This is a genomic window from Lacticaseibacillus camelliae DSM 22697 = JCM 13995 (assembly GCF_001436615.1).
In the GTDB taxonomy this organism is placed as follows: domain Bacteria; phylum Bacillota; class Bacilli; order Lactobacillales; family Lactobacillaceae; genus Lacticaseibacillus; species Lacticaseibacillus camelliae.
The window spans coordinates 1-19,873 of the sequence record NZ_AYZJ01000018.1 but is presented as its reverse complement, the minus strand read 5'-3'; the positions used below and the strand labels follow the sequence as shown (position 1 = coordinate 19,873).

At 56.3% G+C, this 19,873-nt stretch carries 18 protein-coding genes and 1 pseudogene; 17 read left to right on the top strand and 2 right to left on the bottom strand.

What is annotated here, in order from left to right:
- Nucleotides 1-4 precede the first annotated feature (4 nt).
- Both FC75_RS02850 and FC75_RS02845 read left to right on the top strand, forming a co-directional pair.
- Nucleotides 5-1,654 (top strand): ABC transporter permease subunit, encoded by a 1,650-nt coding sequence (locus tag FC75_RS02850; RefSeq protein ID WP_056989070.1) that lies wholly within the window; start codon nucleotides 5-7, stop codon nucleotides 1,652-1,654.
- A gap of 278 nt (nucleotides 1,655-1,932) precedes the next feature.
- A complete protein-coding gene (locus tag FC75_RS02845; protein WP_056989069.1) occupies nucleotides 1,933-3,546 on the top strand; it encodes a helix-turn-helix domain-containing protein in 1,614 nt (537 codons plus the stop codon).
- Nucleotides 3,547-3,615: 69 nt separating this feature from the next.
- Here the strand turns inward: FC75_RS02845 and FC75_RS02840 are convergent, their stop codons facing one another.
- Complete coding sequence (locus FC75_RS02840; RefSeq protein WP_056989068.1) at nucleotides 3,616-4,080, bottom strand: hypothetical protein; 465 nt, start codon at nucleotides 4,078-4,080, stop codon at nucleotides 3,616-3,618.
- Nucleotides 4,081-4,160: 80 nt separating this feature from the next.
- On the opposite strand from FC75_RS02840, the gene FC75_RS02835 reads away from it, so the two are divergent.
- Nucleotides 4,161-4,763 carry an FMN-dependent NADH-azoreductase gene (locus FC75_RS02835; protein ID WP_054663235.1) on the top strand — a complete coding sequence of 201 codons (603 nt, stop codon included), beginning with the start codon at nucleotides 4,161-4,163 and terminating at the stop codon, nucleotides 4,761-4,763.
- A 51-nt stretch (nucleotides 4,764-4,814) separates the two neighbouring features.
- Here the strand turns inward: FC75_RS02835 and FC75_RS02830 are convergent, their stop codons facing one another.
- Nucleotides 4,815-5,249 carry a MarR family winged helix-turn-helix transcriptional regulator gene (locus tag FC75_RS02830; protein WP_054663238.1) on the bottom strand — a complete coding sequence of 145 codons (435 nt, stop codon included), beginning with the start codon at nucleotides 5,247-5,249 and terminating at the stop codon, nucleotides 4,815-4,817.
- 566 nt (nucleotides 5,250-5,815) lie between these two features.
- Between FC75_RS02830 and FC75_RS02825 the strand changes: the two genes are divergently transcribed.
- The 14 genes and pseudogenes from FC75_RS02825 to FC75_RS02760 all read left to right on the top strand — a co-directional run bounded on the left by FC75_RS02825 (nucleotide 5,816) and on the right by FC75_RS02760 (nucleotide 19,793).
- Nucleotides 5,816-6,532: a GntR family transcriptional regulator gene (locus FC75_RS02825; RefSeq protein WP_054663241.1), complete on the top strand. Its 717-nt coding sequence runs from the start codon at nucleotides 5,816-5,818 to the stop codon at nucleotides 6,530-6,532.
- A 24-nt stretch (nucleotides 6,533-6,556) separates the two neighbouring features.
- A complete protein-coding gene (locus FC75_RS02820) occupies nucleotides 6,557-7,738 on the top strand; it encodes an SIS domain-containing protein (protein ID WP_056989067.1) in 1,182 nt (393 codons plus the stop codon).
- A gap of 20 nt (nucleotides 7,739-7,758) precedes the next feature.
- Nucleotides 7,759-8,919, top strand: a complete 1,161-nt coding sequence (gene nagA, locus FC75_RS02815) for an N-acetylglucosamine-6-phosphate deacetylase (RefSeq protein ID WP_056989066.1) — start codon at nucleotides 7,759-7,761, stop codon at nucleotides 8,917-8,919.
- A gap of 45 nt (nucleotides 8,920-8,964) precedes the next feature.
- On the top strand, nucleotides 8,965-10,761 hold the full coding sequence (locus FC75_RS02810) for a glycoside hydrolase family 35 protein (protein WP_054663244.1): 1,797 nt from the start codon (nucleotides 8,965-8,967) through the stop codon (nucleotides 10,759-10,761).
- A 3-nt stretch (nucleotides 10,762-10,764) separates the two neighbouring features.
- A complete protein-coding gene (locus tag FC75_RS02805) occupies nucleotides 10,765-11,256 on the top strand; it encodes a PTS sugar transporter subunit IIB (RefSeq protein ID WP_056989065.1) in 492 nt (163 codons plus the stop codon).
- Between the two features lie 2 nt (nucleotides 11,257-11,258).
- Nucleotides 11,259-12,071 (top strand): annotated as a pseudogene (locus FC75_RS02800) (PTS mannose/fructose/sorbose/N-acetylgalactosamine transporter subunit IIC); the annotation flags it as partial.
- Nucleotides 12,072-12,150: 79 nt separating this feature from the next.
- Nucleotides 12,151-12,972, top strand: coding sequence for a PTS system mannose/fructose/sorbose family transporter subunit IID (locus FC75_RS02795; protein WP_054663251.1), 822 nt, complete (start codon nucleotides 12,151-12,153; stop codon nucleotides 12,970-12,972).
- Nucleotides 12,973-13,062: 90 nt separating this feature from the next.
- Nucleotides 13,063-13,443, top strand: a complete 381-nt coding sequence (locus FC75_RS02790; protein WP_054663254.1) for a PTS sugar transporter subunit IIA — start codon at nucleotides 13,063-13,065, stop codon at nucleotides 13,441-13,443.
- Between the two features lie 45 nt (nucleotides 13,444-13,488).
- Complete coding sequence (locus tag FC75_RS02785) at nucleotides 13,489-14,490, top strand: tagatose 1,6-diphosphate aldolase (RefSeq protein WP_056989064.1); 1,002 nt, start codon at nucleotides 13,489-13,491, stop codon at nucleotides 14,488-14,490.
- A 207-nt stretch (nucleotides 14,491-14,697) separates the two neighbouring features.
- On the top strand, nucleotides 14,698-15,606 hold the full coding sequence (locus FC75_RS02780; protein ID WP_169790458.1) for an ABC transporter ATP-binding protein: 909 nt from the start codon (nucleotides 14,698-14,700) through the stop codon (nucleotides 15,604-15,606).
- On the top strand, nucleotides 15,596-17,212 hold the full coding sequence (locus tag FC75_RS02775) for an ABC transporter permease (RefSeq protein WP_056989062.1): 1,617 nt from the start codon (nucleotides 15,596-15,598) through the stop codon (nucleotides 17,210-17,212). Before FC75_RS02780 ends, FC75_RS02775 begins: the two co-directional genes overlap by 11 nt.
- A 9-nt stretch (nucleotides 17,213-17,221) precedes the next feature.
- Nucleotides 17,222-17,866 (top strand): TetR/AcrR family transcriptional regulator, encoded by a 645-nt coding sequence (locus tag FC75_RS02770; protein ID WP_056989061.1) that lies wholly within the window; start codon nucleotides 17,222-17,224, stop codon nucleotides 17,864-17,866.
- A 120-nt stretch (nucleotides 17,867-17,986) separates the two neighbouring features.
- Nucleotides 17,987-18,856, top strand: a complete 870-nt coding sequence (locus FC75_RS02765) for an NAD(P)-dependent oxidoreductase (protein ID WP_056989060.1) — start codon at nucleotides 17,987-17,989, stop codon at nucleotides 18,854-18,856.
- 64 nt (nucleotides 18,857-18,920) lie between these two features.
- On the top strand, nucleotides 18,921-19,793 hold the full coding sequence (locus tag FC75_RS02760; protein ID WP_054663264.1) for an aldo/keto reductase: 873 nt from the start codon (nucleotides 18,921-18,923) through the stop codon (nucleotides 19,791-19,793).
- Nucleotides 19,794-19,873: the final 80 nt, after the last annotated feature.

Below are 19,873 nucleotides of genomic sequence, written 5' to 3'. Positions count from 1 at the left end.
ACACATGGCAGAAGATAAAGTGCTAACCGCGCAGGCCGAAGCAGAACTGCGCAAGCCGATTGATGATGCGGTCGGCAAGATTCAGGCTGAAGTTAATGAGCTGCGCAAGGACGGGACGGACCAGGTCATCAGTCTGAACAGTCACATCGAGGCGGTCAAACGCGACAAGAGTCTGAGTAAGGCGGAGCGCGATGCCGCAATCGAAAAAGATAAGCAGGCACTGGTCGGGGCTAAGCAAATTGAGGCCAAGAACAAGGATCAGGTCAGCAAGCTGGTCTCAGAGGCCGAAAGTTACATCAAAGCGCACTTCGACAAAGAGTATTACCAGCCCGTTGCCGCGAGCTGTGCCGAGGAAAAGGTCATCGCCAAAAAGGCTTATGATGAGCAAGTGGCCCGCTTGGAGCAGGAGCACAAAGCAACCGTCATCAAGCTTTCTGATCGCAGCGAGATCAAAGAGGAGAATTATGTTCATAAGAACAAACTCTTTGACGCGAAAGTGACCCTGCAGGCGCGCCAGAGTCAAATCAAAGACCGCCAGCACGAGGCGTTCAACTACCAGTATCACCTACTTGACCTGTTGCGGATGTCTAAGTTCACCTTCTCGGAAAACATGAAGCAGAAGTGGGAGAACTACAAGTACACGTTCAACCGCCGCGATTTCCTGCTGCGTAACGGCTTGTACTTCGCCATCATCATTGTGTTCATCATTTTGGCGATTATCACCCCAATCATCAAGGGGTCCTCGCTTTTGACCTACAACAACATCCTCAACATCCTGCAACAGGCGTCACCGCAGATGTTCTTGGCCCTTGGGGTCGCCGGCCTGATCTTACTTACCGGGACCGACCTTTCCATTGGGCGAATGGTCGGGATGGGCATGACGGCTTCTACCATCATCATGCACCAGGGCCCCAACACTGGGGAAGTCTTTGGCCACCTGTTTGATTTTTCGAAAATGGGACTGTGGTCACGGGTCATCTTGGCGTTGGTCGTCTGCATTGTCCTTTCGACGGTACTCAGCGCCATTGCTGGGTTCTTCACTGCGCGCTTTGGGATGCACCCCTTCATTTCAACCATGGCGAACACGCTGATCATCTTCGGCTTGGTTACCTACGCGACGAAAGGGGTGTCCTTCGGGGCGATTGATCCAGCCATTCCAAGCATGATTATTCCGCAGATTGGCGGCTTTCCATCAATCATTCTGTGGGCGATCGCGGCGATTGCCATTGTCTGGTTCATCTGGAACAAGACGCGCTTTGGTAAGAATCTGTACGCGGTTGGTGGCAACCCTGAAGCGGCTTCGGTTTCCGGGATTTCCGTCTTTGCCGTCACGCTTGGTGCCTTCGTTCTGGCCGGCATTCTCTACGGCTTCGGTTCTTGGCTTGAATGCGCCCGGATGGTCGGGTCAGGCTCTGCGGCTTATGGCCAGGGCTGGGAAATGAACGCCATTGCCGCCTGCGTTGTCGGTGGGGTTTCCTTCACCGGTGGGATCGGCAAAATCTCCGGGGTCGTCGTCGGGGTCATCATCTTCACCGCGTTGACCTACGCGTTGACCATTCTGGGGATCGACACGAACCTGCAGTTCGTTTTTTCCGGGATTATTATTCTGGTCGCTGTCACCCTCGATTCTCTGAAGTATGTTCAGGAGAAATGACGATTGCACAGTCGTCTGGATGCGTCTCACAGAAAAGCCGCGGTTGCGGCTTTTTTGTTTAAGGCCGAGGCCTCACTGATCATTTTCATGATGGACAGCAATTAAACTGGGGTCACTTAGCAATCATACAACTGACTTGGCATAAAAATTATAAAGTAAAGAAAGCCGTTTTAGTTGCTATTAAGCGCTTACATGTTACACTAAAATCAGTGAATGATTGCGCTGGATATTTAGTAAATGCGATTGCGGGTTTTGGGGTTTAAGTCAGGAGCATACTCATGGGGAAGTACAGCGTACTGTTCGTTGAAGACGCACCCATTGCGTCAAGTTTGAAGGAGATTGTACCGTGGGCTGAGCTGGGGTTTCAGGTCATCGGTAGCGTGTTTTCGACTGAGGCGGCACTGAGCATGATCAGCGCTGCCAAGCCGGATGTGGTGCTGACCGAGGTGAAAATGAGCGACCTCGCGGATCTGGCCGTCGTCAAACGAGGCAAGGCCGCATCGCCGGAGACGGCGTTTGTGATCCTTACCGACTGCAATGATTTTGAGTGTGCCCAGCAGGCGATGCGGCTGGGCGTTGCCGATTACCTGACGATGCCGTTGAATGTGGCGGAGCTCAAGGCGGTGATGACCCGTTTGTGTCAGACGCTTAACCAGCACCGCAACACCGTTCAGAACTGGCAGGCGATGCAGCACTACTACCGCGACTCGCTGCCGGTGATGCAGGCTAATTTTTACGCGGCACTGATCGATGGCCAGGTCGAACCGGCGACCCTTGAGGCCTATTTGCGTGATTACCAAGTAGGCTTGACCGGACCTTTTTACGCCTGTCTGGTGCTGCATACCTCCAGCGCGCAGGCGCCGGATGGTAAAGATGTTACCGCCTTGCGAGCCGAGGTCCTCAAGCAGGCAAACGATTTTTTTGGCGCGCTGTGGACCACCGTGGCGTTCTGCTATTTGCGCAACACGGTCATGGTGGTCGAACTGCCTGCCGAAAGCGATGCGGCGGCCTTGACCGATGATGCTGACCGGTTCTGTAAGCTGATCAAAAGTCAGCTTGGGGCCGTGATCACCATCGGCATTGGGGCTGTCACTGACGATTTGCTGGATTTGCCCAAGGCCTATCACGGTGCGCGCACGGCGGTGTCTTACCGCAGTCTGTATGGCGCCTGCAAAGTGATCAATATCAATGAAGTGGCACCGACCGAGATCACCGATTTCACCCCGATTTCTGACGCAGCCTTGGCGGACCTGTTCAAGGTCGTTCACGTCGGGCCGGACGAGGCAATTGCGGAAGCGGTCGAGGCTTACCTGGCAAATGTCAACCAGACAGCCACCTGTATGGCGCATCACACGGTCGCAATCAATGACTTGGTTTCTTCACTGTATCGGTTTGCGGTGAATAATCACCTCCAGATTCCTGAGCTGACCGATGATCCGAAGGCGCTGTACGCGCGGCTGCCGGAATTGTCGCCTCAGACGCTGAGCTTGTGGCTGCTTGACCTGTGCAAACAGCTGAATCGGCAGCTTGCGGCCGCGCGTGACAACTCGTCAACGGCCTTGATTCAAAGCGCCAAGGAGTTTGTCCGGGCCCATTACAGCGATGAGCAGCTGTCCCTTAACGACGTGTGTCAGGCGCTGGGGGTGTCCAACTCGTACTTTTCGACGCTGTTCAAGCGCGAGGTGGGCCAGTCCTTCATTACTTACCTAACCGATTTTCGCATGGAGCGGGCGTCCCGACTGCTACTGGAAACAACCGAAAAAAGCCAGGCCATTGGCCATTTGGTCGGGTATGCGGATCCTAACTATTTCAGTTCTGTCTTCAAAAAGCACTTTGGCCGTTCACCAATGCAGTATCGCGGCGGCCTAGCGAAAGTCTCCAGCAGCAAATGAGCCGCAGTGGTGAAAAATGACGGTCGCCTTGATTAAAAGGCCGGCCGTCATTTTGCTTATTCCAGGTACTCACCAATCCAGCGGACTGATTTCGATTCCGCGCGGTTTGGGCTCGATTGGCCGACCGGTGCTGGGCCAAAAATCCTTGGGGCCAAAGCCGCAGTAGTAGATGGTGAGGTGAGTGTGCGCATGGATGCCGGCGATGACCTGCTCGAAGTAGTCTAGGTCGGCAGTTTTCAGACTGTGCAGGGGCAGGGAACGGCGCCGGTGCCCCTTAGGCGAGACGTTCATAAAAAAGGAAATCGCATCGTCTGCCTGGACTTTGCTGGCCATCAAGACGTAACGGGTGTTGTAGCGTCTGCGAAAGGCGGCATCGATACGTTCATTTAGGATTCGGACATCCTGGGCAACAGTCATGTTGATCACCTCGGAACCATTATCGAACATGGGTTCGCATTTTGCAATCACCAGGACTTGGCATACTGGCGCCCCGGTGAGCGGCTGGTGAGTTTCCTGATTAATTAACTTTTTCAAAAAAGGTTGCCGGCCACCTTTTTTAGTGATACCTTATACGAGTGAACAAAACTGCTAGTCATGAAAGGAAGACAATCAATATGAGTCAGGTATTAGTTATTAAAGCACATCCTTTTGGTCCCGACCGCTCCCGCAGCATGAAGGTGCTGGCCACCTTTATGAAAAGCTATCGCGCTGCCAATCCAGATGACACAATTGTTGAACGTGACCTTTATAAAGAGAATTTCCCAGAACTTGACGGGGACATGCTGAAGGCCTTTGCCCCGAACGTCACGCCGACTGCCGAAGCCGCTGCCAAGTTGGCCGTGTTCGGGGACGCTTTGAACCAGTTCAAGACGGCGGACAAGGTCATTATTGCCAACCCGATGTGGAATTTGGGCATCCCCACCAAGCTGAAATCTTGGATCGATGCCATCACCGTGGTTGGTCAGACCTTCCGGTACACGGCCACCGGTCACATCGCTTTGCTGCCAGGCAAGAAAGTCATGCACATCCAGGCCGCTGGTGGTAAATACGCCGGCAAAGATCCGGCAACGCAGTACGTGCACGCAGCCTTAGAATACCTCGGGACGGAAAAGGTCGTTGATCTGCCGGTCGAGGGGATGGATCATTTTCCTGATCAGGCTAAGGCCATCGTTGAGGCTGCCGAAAAGCAGGCGGTTGAAGTCGGCAAGACATTTTAGCTCAGTAACAATGAAGCTTGTATAAAAGCCATCAGGCGGCCGCCTGATGGCTTATTTTTTTAGTGCAGCCGTCATTTTCGCGGCTAATTGAATGTAAGTGGTTTGTTCCGCGGGCGAAAGCGCGGCGGTGGAGACTTGTTCCACATGCTGGCAGACGGTTTTAACGCGGCTAGCAAGCGTTAGGCCGGAAGCCGTGAGCGTCACCAGCGTGACCCGACCGTCTTGGGCAGAGCGTTCAGTTTGGACGATGCCTGCTGCCGCCATGCGGCGGACGGATTTCGCAATGGTCGAGTGATCAACGTCCAGCTGTGCGGCTAGCGTGCTTTGGGATTTAGAAGTGGCGCCGTCTTGCAGCAGGGCCATGAGGAGCATTTCCTGGCCCGGGTACACGCCGAGTTTGCGCAGTCCCTGTTCTGTTTTGGCCCGATGCGCGGCGACTACATTAAGGGTCGCTGCCCCAACTGGAAATTCGTTAAAGATGAGCAAGTGAAAGACTCCTTTGATAGGTTGCCGGCAACATACTAAGAATAACAGATTCAGCAAAGTTTACAAGTGTTGCTTTGCCGACCCGCGCCGTTGCGGCCGCGAGCGTGTGGGTGCTGCGCTCGATTCAGTGTTCCAGAAGTAGGGACGAGGCGTGGCTCACCCTGAAATTAACTGAAAAGAGCCCAAATTTAACCGGCAAAGAAATCGCTTTCCTAAAGCTTTTACGCTTCACAGGCGTTATTTAAAAGCCTGATAGGCGAAGCCGTTTAGTAAAGTGATGAATGCTCAGCTTGGAAAATGGCCGCAATCCAGAGATGAACCTTTAAAATATAAAATAACTAATATGGGGAATAACAGTGGGCATGCTTAGGCGATAAAAAAGGTACCTGATACTTTTTTATTGCCTAAAATAATGGCTTTCTTAGGGATGCTGGCCTGCTTTCCCCATTTAGATTAAAAAACTGAAAGAAGACGATGAATTTCGAGTGTATCTGTTTGACGACGCTGCCATTTCGGGCGTAGGTTGTCCGTGGTAGGTACCACAAGGACAAATGGGAGGTGATGAAATGGCGAAAGAATCGTTATCTGAAAAGCTGACCAAGACGCTCGCAACCCTGGTGACTGAGCAGCTTTGTCCCAATGACAAACTACCTTCAGAGCGGGCGCTCAGTGAGCAGTATCACATGAGCCGCAATACGGTGCGGGCTGCGCTCAACCAGTTGTTCTTGCAGGGGCTCATTTACCGCAGCCCAGGGAAGGGCACGTTCGTTGCCGAACCGCTGGATGATCGTGCCGACGTGGCCGCAGCATTCAGCTTCACCCAGCAGATGGGGGCAATGAAGCGCAATCCGGAAAGTAAAGTGGTTGGCCTCAAGCAAGTGCCTGCCTCGCCCATGGTTGCCGATCACCTGCGCCTTAACCACGGTGCCGCAGTGTATGTGCTTGATCGCATCCGAATGGCAGATCATCGCCCGATGATGGCTGAGCGAAGCTACCTGCCCGCCGCTGTGCTGCCAAATTTGAGCAAGGCGTTGCTAAAGGACACCCCTCTTTATGACCTGCTCGAGCATCACTACGGCATTCACATCGCGACGGTGGATGAAACCTTTTTCGCCGACTTGATGTCCGCGGAATACGCGCAATTACTGGACGTCCCACCAAATTCGGCTTGCCTGAAGATTCGCCGCACCGCCTTTACCAGTGCCGGCAACATCATTGAATACACCATGAGCGCCGCGCGCGCTGACCAGTTTGTCTATCACGTACAGCATGCGAACCACTAAATCAATTTACTGGAGGAGACCACTTTGTTTGAAGAAACCACTGACACGCTGACCAAGATGGGAGCCCAGATCACGACTGCGGAAATCAAGCAGCAGCCCGATCTGTGGCTGGAAGCATTTGCCAATTATGAAAAAGAACAAGCCACCGTCTCGACTTTCCTGACGGCAGTTGCCAGCCAAGCCGGCGGCCGGCCGGTCCGGGTGCTGTTTACTGGGGCCGGCAGCTCACAGTATGTCGGGGATACCGTCGCGCCGTACCTGCAGGCGCACGGTGACCGCAGCCGCTTCACGTTCGAGTCGGTTGCCACGACGAACATTGTCTCAGCGCCTGGCGACTACTTGACCGCAGATGAGCCGACCCTGCTCGTGTCGTTTGCCCGCAGTGGCAATTCGCCGGAAAGCCTGAAGACAGTCGAGCTGGCTGAGCAGCTCGTGAGCTCACTTCATCAAATCAGCATCACCTGTGCGCCGGATGGCCAATTAGCCCTCAAGGCGCAAACCGAGCCGCAGACACTGCTGCTGATGCAGCCAGCCCGGTCGAATGACAAGGGGTTTGCCATGACGGGAAGTTTCTCCTGCATGTTGCTGACCGCGCTGTTGGTCTTTGACACTGCCAGCCTTGATGCTAAGCGGCAATGGGTGGAAACGCTCGCCGCAATGGGCCGAGAAGTGATTGCGCGGGAACAGACGATTCAAGCGCTGGTCGACCAGGATTTTGAGCGCATCGTTTACCTGGGTACGGGCAGTTTGAGCGGGCTGGCCCGGGAGGCGCAGCTGAAGGTCCTTGAGCTTACGGCAGGGCGGTACGCCACCATGTTTGACAGTTCCATGGGCTTTCGCCACGGGCCGAAAAGCTTTGTGAACGCGCAGACGCTGCTTTTCGACTTTGTTGCCAATGATTCTTACAGCAGACAATACGACCTTGACCTGTTGGCCGAAGTCAAAGGCGACAACATTGCCCCTGTCGTCATGGCGGTCGGGACCCATTCAGCACAGGATTTTGCCGGCAGTGGCTTCTATTTTGAACACGGTTTAGCGACCATGCCGGAGGCTTACCAAGCGCTGCCGGATGTGATGTTCGCGCAGACGCTGGCGCTGCTGGCCTCGATCAAGGTCGGCAATCGGCCTGATACCCCTTCACCGACTGGCACCGTTAACCGGGTCGTCAAAGGCGTGATTTTGCACGACTACCCAGCAGGGCGTTGAGCTTCGAGAGGAGTGAAAAAATGAGTGAGTACGTTCATGCCGCCAAGTTTTTTCTGCCGCATGCGGTCGAGACCGGCGGTTATCTCGAGGTCACCGCGGCCGGCAAGTTTGGGGCCTACCTCCCGGAAGGCGTCCGGCCGACCGGCAAAATCGTCGAGCAGTCTGGCCGGTGGATCGCGCCAGGGCTGGTTGACACTCACATTCACGGCTTGCTCGGCCACGACGTCATGGATAACGACTGGTCCGGGATCGCCGCGATGAGCCAACACCTGGTTGAGGCCGGGGTGACCAGCTGGCTGCCGACTACGCTGACAGGGTCATTCGAGCAGCTGAAGGCCGTGTGCACCACAATCGCCGACCATGCCGGCGAGGAGCCTGGCGCCAAGATCCAAGGCATTTACTTCGAAGGGCCTTACTTCACCACTGAGCACAAGGGCGCGCAAAATCCGAAATACTTTAAGAATCCAAGCGTGGCTGAATTTAATGAGTGGCAGTCAGCCGCGCAGGGTTTGGTGAAGAAAATTGCGATTGCCCCGGAGCGGCCAGGAGCGGTGGCCTTTACGCAGGCCGTTGCGGCGGCCGGTACCGTGGTGGCACTGGGTCACAGTGATGCGACATTTGAGCAGGCCAAAGCGTGTGTGGACGCCGGGGCCACGGTGTTCACCCACACGTTCAACGGCATGAGTCCGCTGAGTCACCGTGCACCGGGCATGGTGGGGACGGCAATGGCGCTTGAAGGGGTGACTGACGAGCTGATCTGCGATGGCCATCATGTCCGACCCGAAGTCGCCACGATGCTGATTCGCTTAGTGGGGCCGGAACACATCGCCTTGATCACCGATTGCATGCGTGCCGGGATGATGCCGGATGGCGATTACACGCTGGGAGAGTTTGCGGTTTACGTCAAGGACGGCATGGCGCGGCTCAAAGCTGGCGACAGTCTGGCCGGCTCAGTGCTGCAGCTTAAAGATGCGCTTAGTCATCTGCTTGCCTGGGGCGCAGGCACCCCTGCGGCCATTGTCAAAATGGCGACGCAAACGCCAGCGGCCTCCTGTGGCATTCAACACCGCTGCGGAAGTATTTTACCCGGTCGGGCGGCCGACTATCTGGTTTTGGATCCTAACCTGCACCTTCTTGAAACGCACCTGGATGGCGCGTTGGTGTACCAGGCGGGCCACTGACCGAGCGGTACAGGTCAAATGACCACCTGAAGGAGAACTGAGCGGATGACAACTTTCACAGTGGACCAAGAATTTTTGCTCAACGGTCAGCCATTCAAAATCTTGTCCGGGGCGATTCACTATTTTCGCGTTCATCCCAGTGATTGGCAGCACAGTTTGTACAACCTGAAGGCGCTGGGGTTTAACACCGTCGAGACCGTTGTCCCGTGGAACCTGCACGAGGCCCATGAGGGTCAATTTGACTTCGCGGGCTGGTTGGACCTCCAGCACTTTCTGCGGACCGCCCAGGCACTTGGGCTGTATGCCATCGTACGGCCCTCCCCGTACATTTGTGCAGAGTGGGAATTTGGTGGGCTGCCCGCCTGGCTGCTGACCCAACCCATGCGGCTGCGAGAAAACGATCCTGCATTTTTGGCGGCAGTTGACCGCTACTATGATGCGCTCATGCCCCAGCTTGTTGGTTGCCAGGTGACTCACGGTGGCAATGTTTTGATGATGCAGGTGGAAAACGAGTACGGCTCATACGGCGAAGATCACGCGTACATGCGCGCGTTAGTCAAAATGATGCGCCAACACGGCGTGGACGTGCCCCTAGTCACCTCAGACGGGCCATGGCCAGCCGCGCTGAACGCCGGCAGTCTGATTGATGATGGCATTTTGGCGACGGGTAACTTTGGCGGCCGGAGCATGCGCAATTTCGATTGCTTGGCAGCCTTTCACCGCGCGCATGGCCGCAAGTGGCCGCTCATGTGCATGGAATTTTGGACCGGCTGGTTTAATCGCTGGGGTGAGCCAATCGTGCGGCGCTCGCCTGAAGAGACTGCGGCGGCACTGCGCCCCGTCATTGAACGGGGCAGTGTGAATCTTTACATGTTCCACGGCGGGACCAGTTTTGGGTTCATGAACGGCACGTCTGCGCGCCAGGCGCATGATCTACCACAGGTGACGTCCTACGACTATGACGCGCTGCTTGATGAACAAGGCAATCCGACGGCCAAGTACGACGCCATTCAGCAAATGGTCCATGAGGTGCTGCCGGCGCTCCCTCAGGCCAAGCCGTTAGTCAAACCGACGCTCAAGCCGGCGACAGCACCGTTGATCGCCAAGGTTTCGCTGTTCGCGGTTCTTGACCAGCTGGCCCAGCCAGTGGCGGCTCCGTATCCGCAAACGCAGGAGGCCTTAGGGCAAACGGGTGGTTACACGCTGTATCGCAGCCACCCAGTGCTCGAATCCTCCGATACCGGCGCGGCTTTGAAGCTTCGAATCATTGACGCGCGCGACCGCATCCAAGCGTTTGTTGATGAAAAGTGGCTCGGAACACAGTATCAGGAAGCCATTGGGGATGCACTGACTTTGCCTGACGAGCACGGTCGGCATCAGTTGGATGTGCTGCTGGAAAACATGGGGCGGGTGAACTATGGCCCGAAGCTCGGGGCGGCGACCCAGCACAAAGGGGTGCGCACCGGTGTGATGGTCGATCTGCACTTTATTCAAGGATTTGTTCAGCACGCGCTGGACCTCGACCGGGCCCCGCAGCTCGATTTTTCCAGAGGGTGGCATGCAGGTGTGCCAAGTTTTTATCAGTACCAAGTAACACTTGATGAACCGCAAGACACGTACCTAGATTGTCGCGGCTTTGGTAAGGGGGTGATGCTGGTTAACGGGTTTAATGTCGGCAGATTTTGGGATCTGGGCCCAACGTTTTCGCTGTATGTGCCAAAGGGGTTGCTGCATGCAGGCGAAAACACGGTGATCGTATTTGAGACCGAGGGGCGTTTCACCGACAGTCTGAAGTGGGTTGACCACCCGCTTGTAGCGGATAGCAAAACAAAGGAGGAATAATTCATGGCAATTATTGCAGCACGGATTGATGGCCGACTGGTCCACGGTCAAGTCGCCAACCTTTGGACGACCAAGCTCGGGCCGACCCGGATCATTGTGGTCGATGATGACGCGGCAAAGAGTGATGTGGAAAAAAGTGGGCTGCGTATGGCAACGCCTGATGGGGTGCGGTTGTCAGTGCTAGATACTGAACGCGCCGCCAAGCAAATTCTGGATCACCGGTATGATTCGCAGAAAGTCTTTCTTGTCGCCAAGCGGCCAGAAACCTATTTGGCCCTAGTGAAGGCCGGGGTGCCGATCAAAGAAATCAACGTTGGCAACATGTCGCAAACGGATCAGACCCGCTCAATCACGAAATCGATCAATGTCGTCGATGCCGATGTGGCGACCTTTGAACAACTTGATGCCCTTGGGGTGCACCTGGTGGCTCAGATGGTGCCGGGAGATGCGGCGGCGGACTTTATGCCGCTGCTCAAAAAGGATAGGAGGAGCTAACAATGATCGCATGGTGGCAAATTGCAATTTTAACATTATACGCAGGCTATCAAATTCTTGACGAGTTGCAAATCTATTCCGCGATGAGTTCACCCGTCTTCGCGGGCCTGGTGACCGGGCTGGTCATGGGGGATATGCGCGCCGGACTGCTGATAGGGGCGTCGATGCAGCTGACCGTCCTCGGGGTGGGCACGTTCGGCGGCGCATCAAGAATTGATGCGAACTCGGGGACTATTTTGGCCACGGCCTTTTCAATCAGTTCCGGGATGAAGCCAGCGGCCGCGGTCGCAGCCATTGCCGTTCCAGTGGCCAGCATCATGATTCAAACGGATATTTTGGCCCGGTTCGCCAACACCTTCTTCGCCCACAAGATCGACAAGATGGTGGATGAATATAACTACAAAGGCATTGAGCGTTACTTCTTGGCCGGGGCACTGCCATGGGCTTTGTCCCGGATGATTCCAGTAGGGCTGGCTTTGGCATTCGGCGGCGGGTTTGTGGCCAACCTGGCTCGTGTGCTGAACACGAGCTGGAAGTGGCTGGGCGATGGGCTCGCGACAGCTGGGGCGGTACTGCCGGCCGTTGGGTTTGCGATCCTGCTGCATTACCTGCCGGTGAAGAAGCATTTTGCTTATCTGATTCTTGGCTTCACCGTGACAATGCTGTTCTCCACCGTCTTCGGCAACATTCAAACCTTAGGAACCGCGATGGCTGGCGTGGCGAAGACCTTTACGACGTCCTTCAACGGGCTGTCCATGCTCGCCATTGCGCTGATTGGGTTTGCTTTTGCTGCGATCGCCTACCAGCAGTCGACATCGACCAGTGGCAGTGGAAGCAGCGGGTCTGGCACCAGCGACAAGAAGCCTGCCGCGGATGAGAAAGGAGAAATCGAAGATGATGAACTCTAAGACGCCGACTTATAAGCTGAACGATGAAGACTTCCGTCAGATCAACCGACGTAGTTTGTTCGGTTTCCAGCTGGGTTGGAACTACGAACGGATGCAAGGCTCCGGCTACCTGTACACGATCCTGCCGCAGCTGCGCAAGATTTACGGGGATGGCACGCCAGAGTTGAAAGAAATGATGAAGACGCACACCCAGTTCTTCAACACCTCGAACTTCTTTAACACCATCATTACCGGGATCGATCTGGCGGTGGAGGAAAAGGAAGGCATCAAGGGTGAGGAAACTGTTGCCGGGATGAAAGCCGGGTTAATGGGTTCGTTCGCTTCAATCGGGGACTCGATTTTCGCAGCCTTGATCCCTGCGATTTTTGGCGCGATTGCGGCTAACATGGCGACAAAAGGCAATCCGATCGGCGTGTTCATCTGGATCCTGGCGCAAGTTGCGGTCATGGTCTTCCGGTGGAAGCAGCTGCGGGTGGCTTACAACGAAGGGGTCGCCCTTGTGACCACCATGTCACACCGGCTCGCTGCTTTGACCAACACGGCGACCATCATGGGGGTCTTCATGGTTGGCGCCTTGGTTGCCACCATGATCAACGTGAAGTTTGCCTGGGCGCCTAACGTGGGGTCCGTCCCGCTGGACATTCAAAACAGTCTGGACATGATCTTGCCTAAGCTGCTGCCGGCGCTAATCGTTGCCGGGATTTACTGGCTACTAGGGCGCAAGCACATGACCTCGACCCGCGCCATTTTCATCGTGCTGATCGTGTCCGTGGTGCTTTCCGCACTGGGGCTGATCGCAAAGGGTTAGTTAAACTGGCTATAAGAGGCGCTGTCGCACGGGAACCAGCCGTGTCTGGCGTCTTCGTTGTGCAAATTAATGGGTAAGGGAGTCAATAAAATGAGCAAATTGGTTTTGATCAGCCATGGGGATTTCAGCGCCGCGCTTAAGGCCAGCGCTGAAATGATCATGGGTCCGCAAGATGACATTGCGACTGTGGGGCTGCAGCCAAACGAAGGACCGGAAGATTTTCGCACCAAGTTCGAGGCCGCCATTGCCGGCGAGTCAAAAGTCACGGTGCTGGCCGATCTGAAGGGCGGGACGCCGAGCAATGTGGCCGCCGCGGTGCTGGCGCAAGGCGGCGACTTTGACCTGTACGCCGGCGCCAACCTGCCGATGGTGATCAGCTATTTGAATGCCCAGATGCTGGGGGCGGAACCTGACCTGCTGAAAGATGGGCAGGCCGGTGTGGTTTACATCAATGACATTGTGAAGCACTAGCACGGCTGACTGAACATTTGGGGTAGAAATATTGGAGGGACAAACATGTCGGTAAAATTGACACAGGGTCAATATCAACATCTGGAGCAGCTGTCGAACGATCAACACGTCATTGCCGCCTTGGCGATCGACCAGCGGGGCTCGTTGCAGAAAATGCTGAACGCAGCGGCTGCTGGAGCGGCCAGTGAAACTGCACTGAGTGATTTTAAGGAGGTCGTGTCCGAGGAGCTGACCAAGTACGCCAGCGCGATCTTGCTTGATCCAGAATTTGGGCTGCCTGCTGCCAAGGCCCGCGCGGCCAGTGCCGGACTGCTGCTTTCATACGAAAAAACGGGCTACGACGCCACTGAACCGGGCCGCTTTCCGGATCTGATCAACAACCAAAGCGCGCTGCGCATCGCCGAAGAAGGTGGCGACGCGGTCAAGTTCCTGCTCTATTACGACGTCGATGAAGGCGATGCGGTCAATGAGCGCAAGCGGGCCTTTGTGGAACGAGTTGGGGCGGAAGCCGCGGCCAACGATTTGCCGTTTTTCTTGGAGCTGGTCACTTACGCCGCGGATTTGACCTCTGTGGCCGATGCGGCATACGCAAAAGTGAAGCCGCACAAGGTGATTGAAACCACGCGGGAGTTTAGCAATCCCCGTTACCGCGTCTCGGTGCTTAAAGTCGAAGTGCCAGTTAACCAGGCGTTTGTTGAAGGCTTTACTGACGGCGAAAACCCGGTTTACAGTCAAGCGGAAGCCGCAAGCTATTATCAGCAGCAGGCTGACGCCACGGATCTGCCGTTTATTTTCCTGAGCGCTGGCGTCTCCAACGAGTTGTTTTTGAAGGAATTACAGTTTGCACATGACGCCGGCTCCACCTTCAATGGGGTGCTGTGCGGCCGGGCGACCTGGAAGGATGGGGTCATCCCGTTTGCGGCGCGCGGCGAAGCAGCCGGTAGAGAATGGCTGCAAACCGAAGGCAAGGCCAACATCGATCGTTTGAACGCCGTGTTGGCCACCACTGCGACGCCTTGGGACGACGTCGTGACAATCGTTGAGTAACCAAAGTTTCACGTGATTTTTGCCCCCTTGAACGGCCACTGCCGCTCAAGGGGTTTTTCGATAAATGGCAACCGCGGTTGACTGACGTGTTGCCTCCGCTCTAAACCCTTGGGCCGCAACGTATCACGCCGCCGCGTCAGTGACTCGAAAGTCATTGACCGGGCAGTCACCAGGCCGTACACTTGCCTCATCAATTGGGGAGGCGAGATCATGGCAGACGTTTTGACCGTTGATCACTTGCAGAAAAAGTTCGGAAAGTTTCAGGCCCTGAAGGATATCACATTCAGCATTCACCCTGGGGAAGTGTTTGGGTTCATTGGGCCCAATGGTGCCGGCAAGTCGACAACCATCAGGACGCTGCTCGGCATTCTGCGCCCAACTGCTGGCCGGGCAACCATTTTTGGCCAAGACGCGTGGGCCGATGCGGTCAGCATCCACAAGCGCATCGCCTACGTGCCTGGGGATGTCAATCTGTGGCCGAACCTAAGCGGCGGTGAGGTAATCGATTTTTTGCTGCGGCTGAACGGCCAGTGGCACACGGCCCGCACCGACGAGCTGATTAAGGACTTTGATCTGGACGTGAGCAAGAAGGCCCGGACTTACTCGAAAGGTAACCGGCAGAAAGTGGCGCTGGTCGCGGCGTTTTCCAGTCAGGCGGACTTATATATTTTTGACGAGCCGACCAGCGGCCTTGACCCGCTGATGGAGGAGGTCTTCCAGCGGGAGGTCTTGGCACTGAAGCAGACGGGGAAAAGTGTTTTGCTGTCCTCGCACATTCTCAGCGAAGTGGAGCGAATGTGTGACCGCATCGCGATCATTCGCCAAGGCGAGATCATTGAGGTGGGCAGTCTGGCCGAGATGCGTCAGCTTAGTCGCAGCACAGTGCACGTCACGACTCAGCAGCCACTGACCGGCTTAAAAGCGCTGCCGGCAGTGCATCAGTTCAAGGCCAAAACGCCGACCCAGGCAGTTTTTTCGGTGGACGCAGAGGCCATCGGTCAGACAATTACGACCCTCAGCCGGCTTGGCATCACCCAGCTGACCACCACTCCGCCGACGCTTGAGGACCTGTTCTTGCGTTACTACAACCAAGAAGGTGGCAAAGATGAGCAGTAGGTTCGCAAACACTTGGTCGTTGGTGCGCCTTGACCTGCACCGCGACTGGCTGAAAATTGGGCTGTGGATTGCTGGGCTGGCAGGCTTGATGGCCAGCGCGGCCGCGAAGTTCGAGAGCATCTACGGCACCCCCAAAGCGATGGCGTCAATTGCGAAAACCTTAAAGACCCCGGCCATGGTGTCGCTGCTTGGGCCGTTTACCGCGACACCACCATTTTCTTCGGCGGTGATCTACGGGGCGGAAATGATGGTGTTCATGGGCCTGTTTGCCGCAATGATGAACATCTACTTTGCCGTCCACGCCACGCGGGCTGAGGAGGATACCGGCACCACTGAGTTGATCTTGGCCCATGCAGTCGGCAGACAGAGTCCACTGCTGGCCGCCATTGTTGAATTGGTACTGATCAATGCCGTGGCTGGTATCCTGGAGGCCCTGGGTCTGCAGGCGGCCAGTATGCCTGGTGCCAATGCTTTAGGCAGCTGGCTGTTTGGGCTGGGGCTGGCCGCGTTTGGGTTCATGTTCGGCACCTTTTCACTGCTATTTGCGCAGATGGTTAGCTCCGCGCGCGCGGCGACGATGCTGAGTTATGTGTGGTTGGGCCTGCTGTACATGACGCGGATGGGGACCGACGTGCAGAACCCCAACCTCACGTGCTGGACCGTTTTTGGTTGGATCGAAAAAATGCAACTTTACACCGCGAATGTCTGGACGCCGATTTGGCTGATGCTGGGCCTGAGTGCTGGCGTGCTGCTTGGTGCGGTGGGGCTGGCCAACGCGCGCGACATTGGGGCCGGCCTGGTTGAACCGCGCGCAGGTCGCAGCACTGCATCACGCTTCCTGCAAGGGCCGCTGATGCTCCTTGCACGGCTTGAGCGAACCAGCACGATAATTTGGTTGATCGGCTTATTTGTCCTCGGCGCCGCGTATGGGTCGATTTTTGGCACGGTCGGCGACTTGGTCAAATCAAATCCCATGATGGCTAAGCTGCTGGGTAATAGCGGGGTCAATGCGGCCAACCGCGCCGTGGTGCTGGGACTCGCCAATACGCTGGTCGTGATTTTCGCGGTGGTGGCTGCAGTGCCGGCAATTTCGATCCTGCTGCGGCTGAACGCCGACGAGCGCAAAGGGTATCTTGAGCTGCTGCACGCCGCGCCGGTTTCTCGCCTGCGCCTGTTTCTCAGTCATACGATTCAGGCGGTCAGTGTGGGCACCCTGGCCCTGGCGCTTGGCGTCTTGGGCATGGCAGTGGCCGGCAACGCCTCGATGACCACGACAATCAGCTTGGCTCGGTTTATGCGCGGTTTTATCGGCTACTGGCCGGCGCTGTTGGTGGTCTGCGGGATCGCGGCGCTGCTGGTGGGATTGCTGCCCCGACTTCAGGCACTGATCTGGGTCGTACCAGTGTATGGGGTGCTGTCCATGTTTCTTGGTCCCATGCTTGATTTTCCCAAGTGGGCAGAGCGGCTGTCGCCATTTGGCTGGGTCAACGCGGTCCCGACACACGCAGTCGCCTGGCCCACTTTTGCCTGGATGACCGCGCTGGGGATTGCCTTGTTCGGGCTGGCTTATGTCGGTTACCGCCGGCGTGATTTGACGATGAATTGAGGGATCGCGATGCTGAAAAAAGAGTCAAAGGTGCCGCGTGATCCGGTCAAAGTCGACCGGATCTTGGCGGCCGCGATGCATGAATTCGCCTGCCAGGGCTATCAGGCGGCAAAGACAGACGTGATTGCCCAAGCGGCGCAGGTCTCGAAGGGGTTGATCTTTCGCTATTTTGGCAGCAAGGCCAAGCTGTATCTGGCCGTTGCCCACTGGGTGTTCGACCGGCTGAATGCGGTCGCCGATTTTTCCGTTTGGCAGAATGCGCCAGACCTCCAGTCGATGCTCACTCGTGCGCTCCGCTACAAGATTCAGCTGCAGCTGCAGTTCCAAGACGAAATGCGCTTTGGAATGGCACTGTACGGCGGCAGCGACCTACCAGAAACGGTCAAACCGCAGCTGCAGGCCCTGATTCAAAATGAACTGAGCATGGCGAGCACCGACTTAGCCGGTCCGGTCCTGGCGCGCATGCCGCTGCGCGAGGGCGTGTCGCCAGCCTTGGTCGAAGGCTTGATTCAGGGGATGATCACCTTGGTCAGTCAGCAAGCGCAACCGTTTCTCGACGCGCACCCGCACGCCAAGGTCGAGGACCTAGAGTGGTTGGTCGATGAGGTGCAACAATATCTTGACGTGTTAGAACATGGTTTTCTACAGGCCTGATCCGGTTAGGGCACCATTGCGGCTTTCTGCTCACGTGCAGAAAGTCGTTTTAATCTTTGCTTTTTTCATTTGTGGCGGGCGGCGCTATACTGGTTAGTGTCAAGAATAGGAGGCGAGCAGATGCAGATCGGATTTATTGGGACCGGCATTATGGGCACAGGAATCATTAAAAATTTCCTGCGCGCCGGCCATGTCGTGACTGTGTATAACCGCACGCCGGCGCATGCGCAGGCAGTGCTGGACGCAGACGCAAAGTGGGCGGATTCGCCGCGCGCCGTGGCGGCAGTGAGCGATGTGACGTTTACGATGGTCGGCTTTCCCCGGGACGTCGAGCAGGTTTATTTTGGCTCCGATGGGGTGCTGGCTGGTGCCAAACCCGGCAGTACGGTGGTCGACATGACCACTAGCCAGCCCGTTTTAGCTGCTCGAATCGCCCAGGCCGCCGCGAAGCAATCCGTGCGTGCCCTGGATGCGCCGGTTTCTGGCGGGGACGTCGGCGCGCAAAAAGGGACGCTGACGATCATGGTTGGCGGCGACCGGTCGGCGTATGATCAGCTGCAGTCGCTGTTTTCAGTGATTGGTCAAACCGTCCACTACTTTGGCCAGGCGGGCAACGGGCAGCATGCCAAAATGGCCAATCAGATCATGATTGCCGGCACGATGACCGGCCTGACCGAAATGCTGGTGTACGCCAAGGCCGCTGGGCTGGACCTAGAGTCAGTGCTGGCCACGGTTGGCGGCGGCGGTGGCGCCAATTGGAGCCTGGCCAATTACGGCCCGCGGATCCTGGCCGGTGACTACACGCCCGGCTTTTTCGTAAAGCACTTCGTCAAGGACCTGCGCATCGCCTTAGAGGAGGCCGACCGCATGGGGCTGGATCTGCCCGCCACCAAGCAGGCCAAGGCCTTGTATCAGGCGCTGCTGGATGCAGGTCACGGCGATCTGGGCACGCAAGGGCTGATCACCAGTTATCCAAGCTGGCAGAAGTGACGCTCGAGTTCACCATAGGGTACAATAGAAGTAATTGACAGCACAAACAGTAAAGGAGTTTATCATGGCAGAAATTTCAAAAATGAGCGACACGTATACTTTAAGCAACGGCGTTAAGATCCCAATCGTGGGGTTTGGGACCTGGCAGACGCCGGATGGCGACGTGGCTAAGCACAGCGTGGAGGTGGCCATCAAAGACGGCTATCGGCACATTGATACGGCGGCCATGTACCGCAACGAGGACAGTGTTGGCGAAGGCATTAAGGCGGGACTGGCAGCTGCAGGGTTAAAGCGCGACGACCTGTTTGTCACCACGAAGCTGAACAATAATGCCCACAGCTTTGACCTGGTGCAAAAGGCCATTGATGAGTCCCTGACCAAGCTGGGTCTGGACCATGTTGACCTGTACCTGATCCACTGGCCGAACCCGGTGAGTTTCCGTGATTCTTATCCGGACAGCCTGAAGGAAACCTGGCGCGGGATGGAGCAAGTGTACAAGGATGGCAAGGCCCGCGCGATTGGGATCTCCAACTTCCGGCAGGCCCATTTAGACGTCATCAAGGCTGATGCGACCGTTGAGCCAATGGTCAACCAGATCTTCCTGAACCCATCGGATCTGCAGCCGGCGGTCACCAAGATGAACGCGGAAAACAACATTCTGAGCGAGGCCTACAGCCCGCTTGGCACCGGCAAACTGTTAGGCAACGAAGAGCTGGCCAAGGTCGCTGCCAAGTACGGCAAGGGCGTCGCCCAAGTCCTGCTGCGCTGGTCTTTGCAGCACGGCTTCCTGCCGCTGGCCAAGTCGGTTCACGACGCCCGCATCAAGGAGAACACCGAGTTGTTCGACTTCACCCTCAGCGATGAGGACATGAAGACGCTGGACGGCATGCGCGGCGTGGCCGGGCTCGCCACTGATCCTGACACCACTAACTTCTAAACCGCTTGATTTGAATTTGGAGGTTGAGACACAAAGCGGTTTTAGCCCAAAACGCAGGCGTCCCTGCATCACGATTCGCA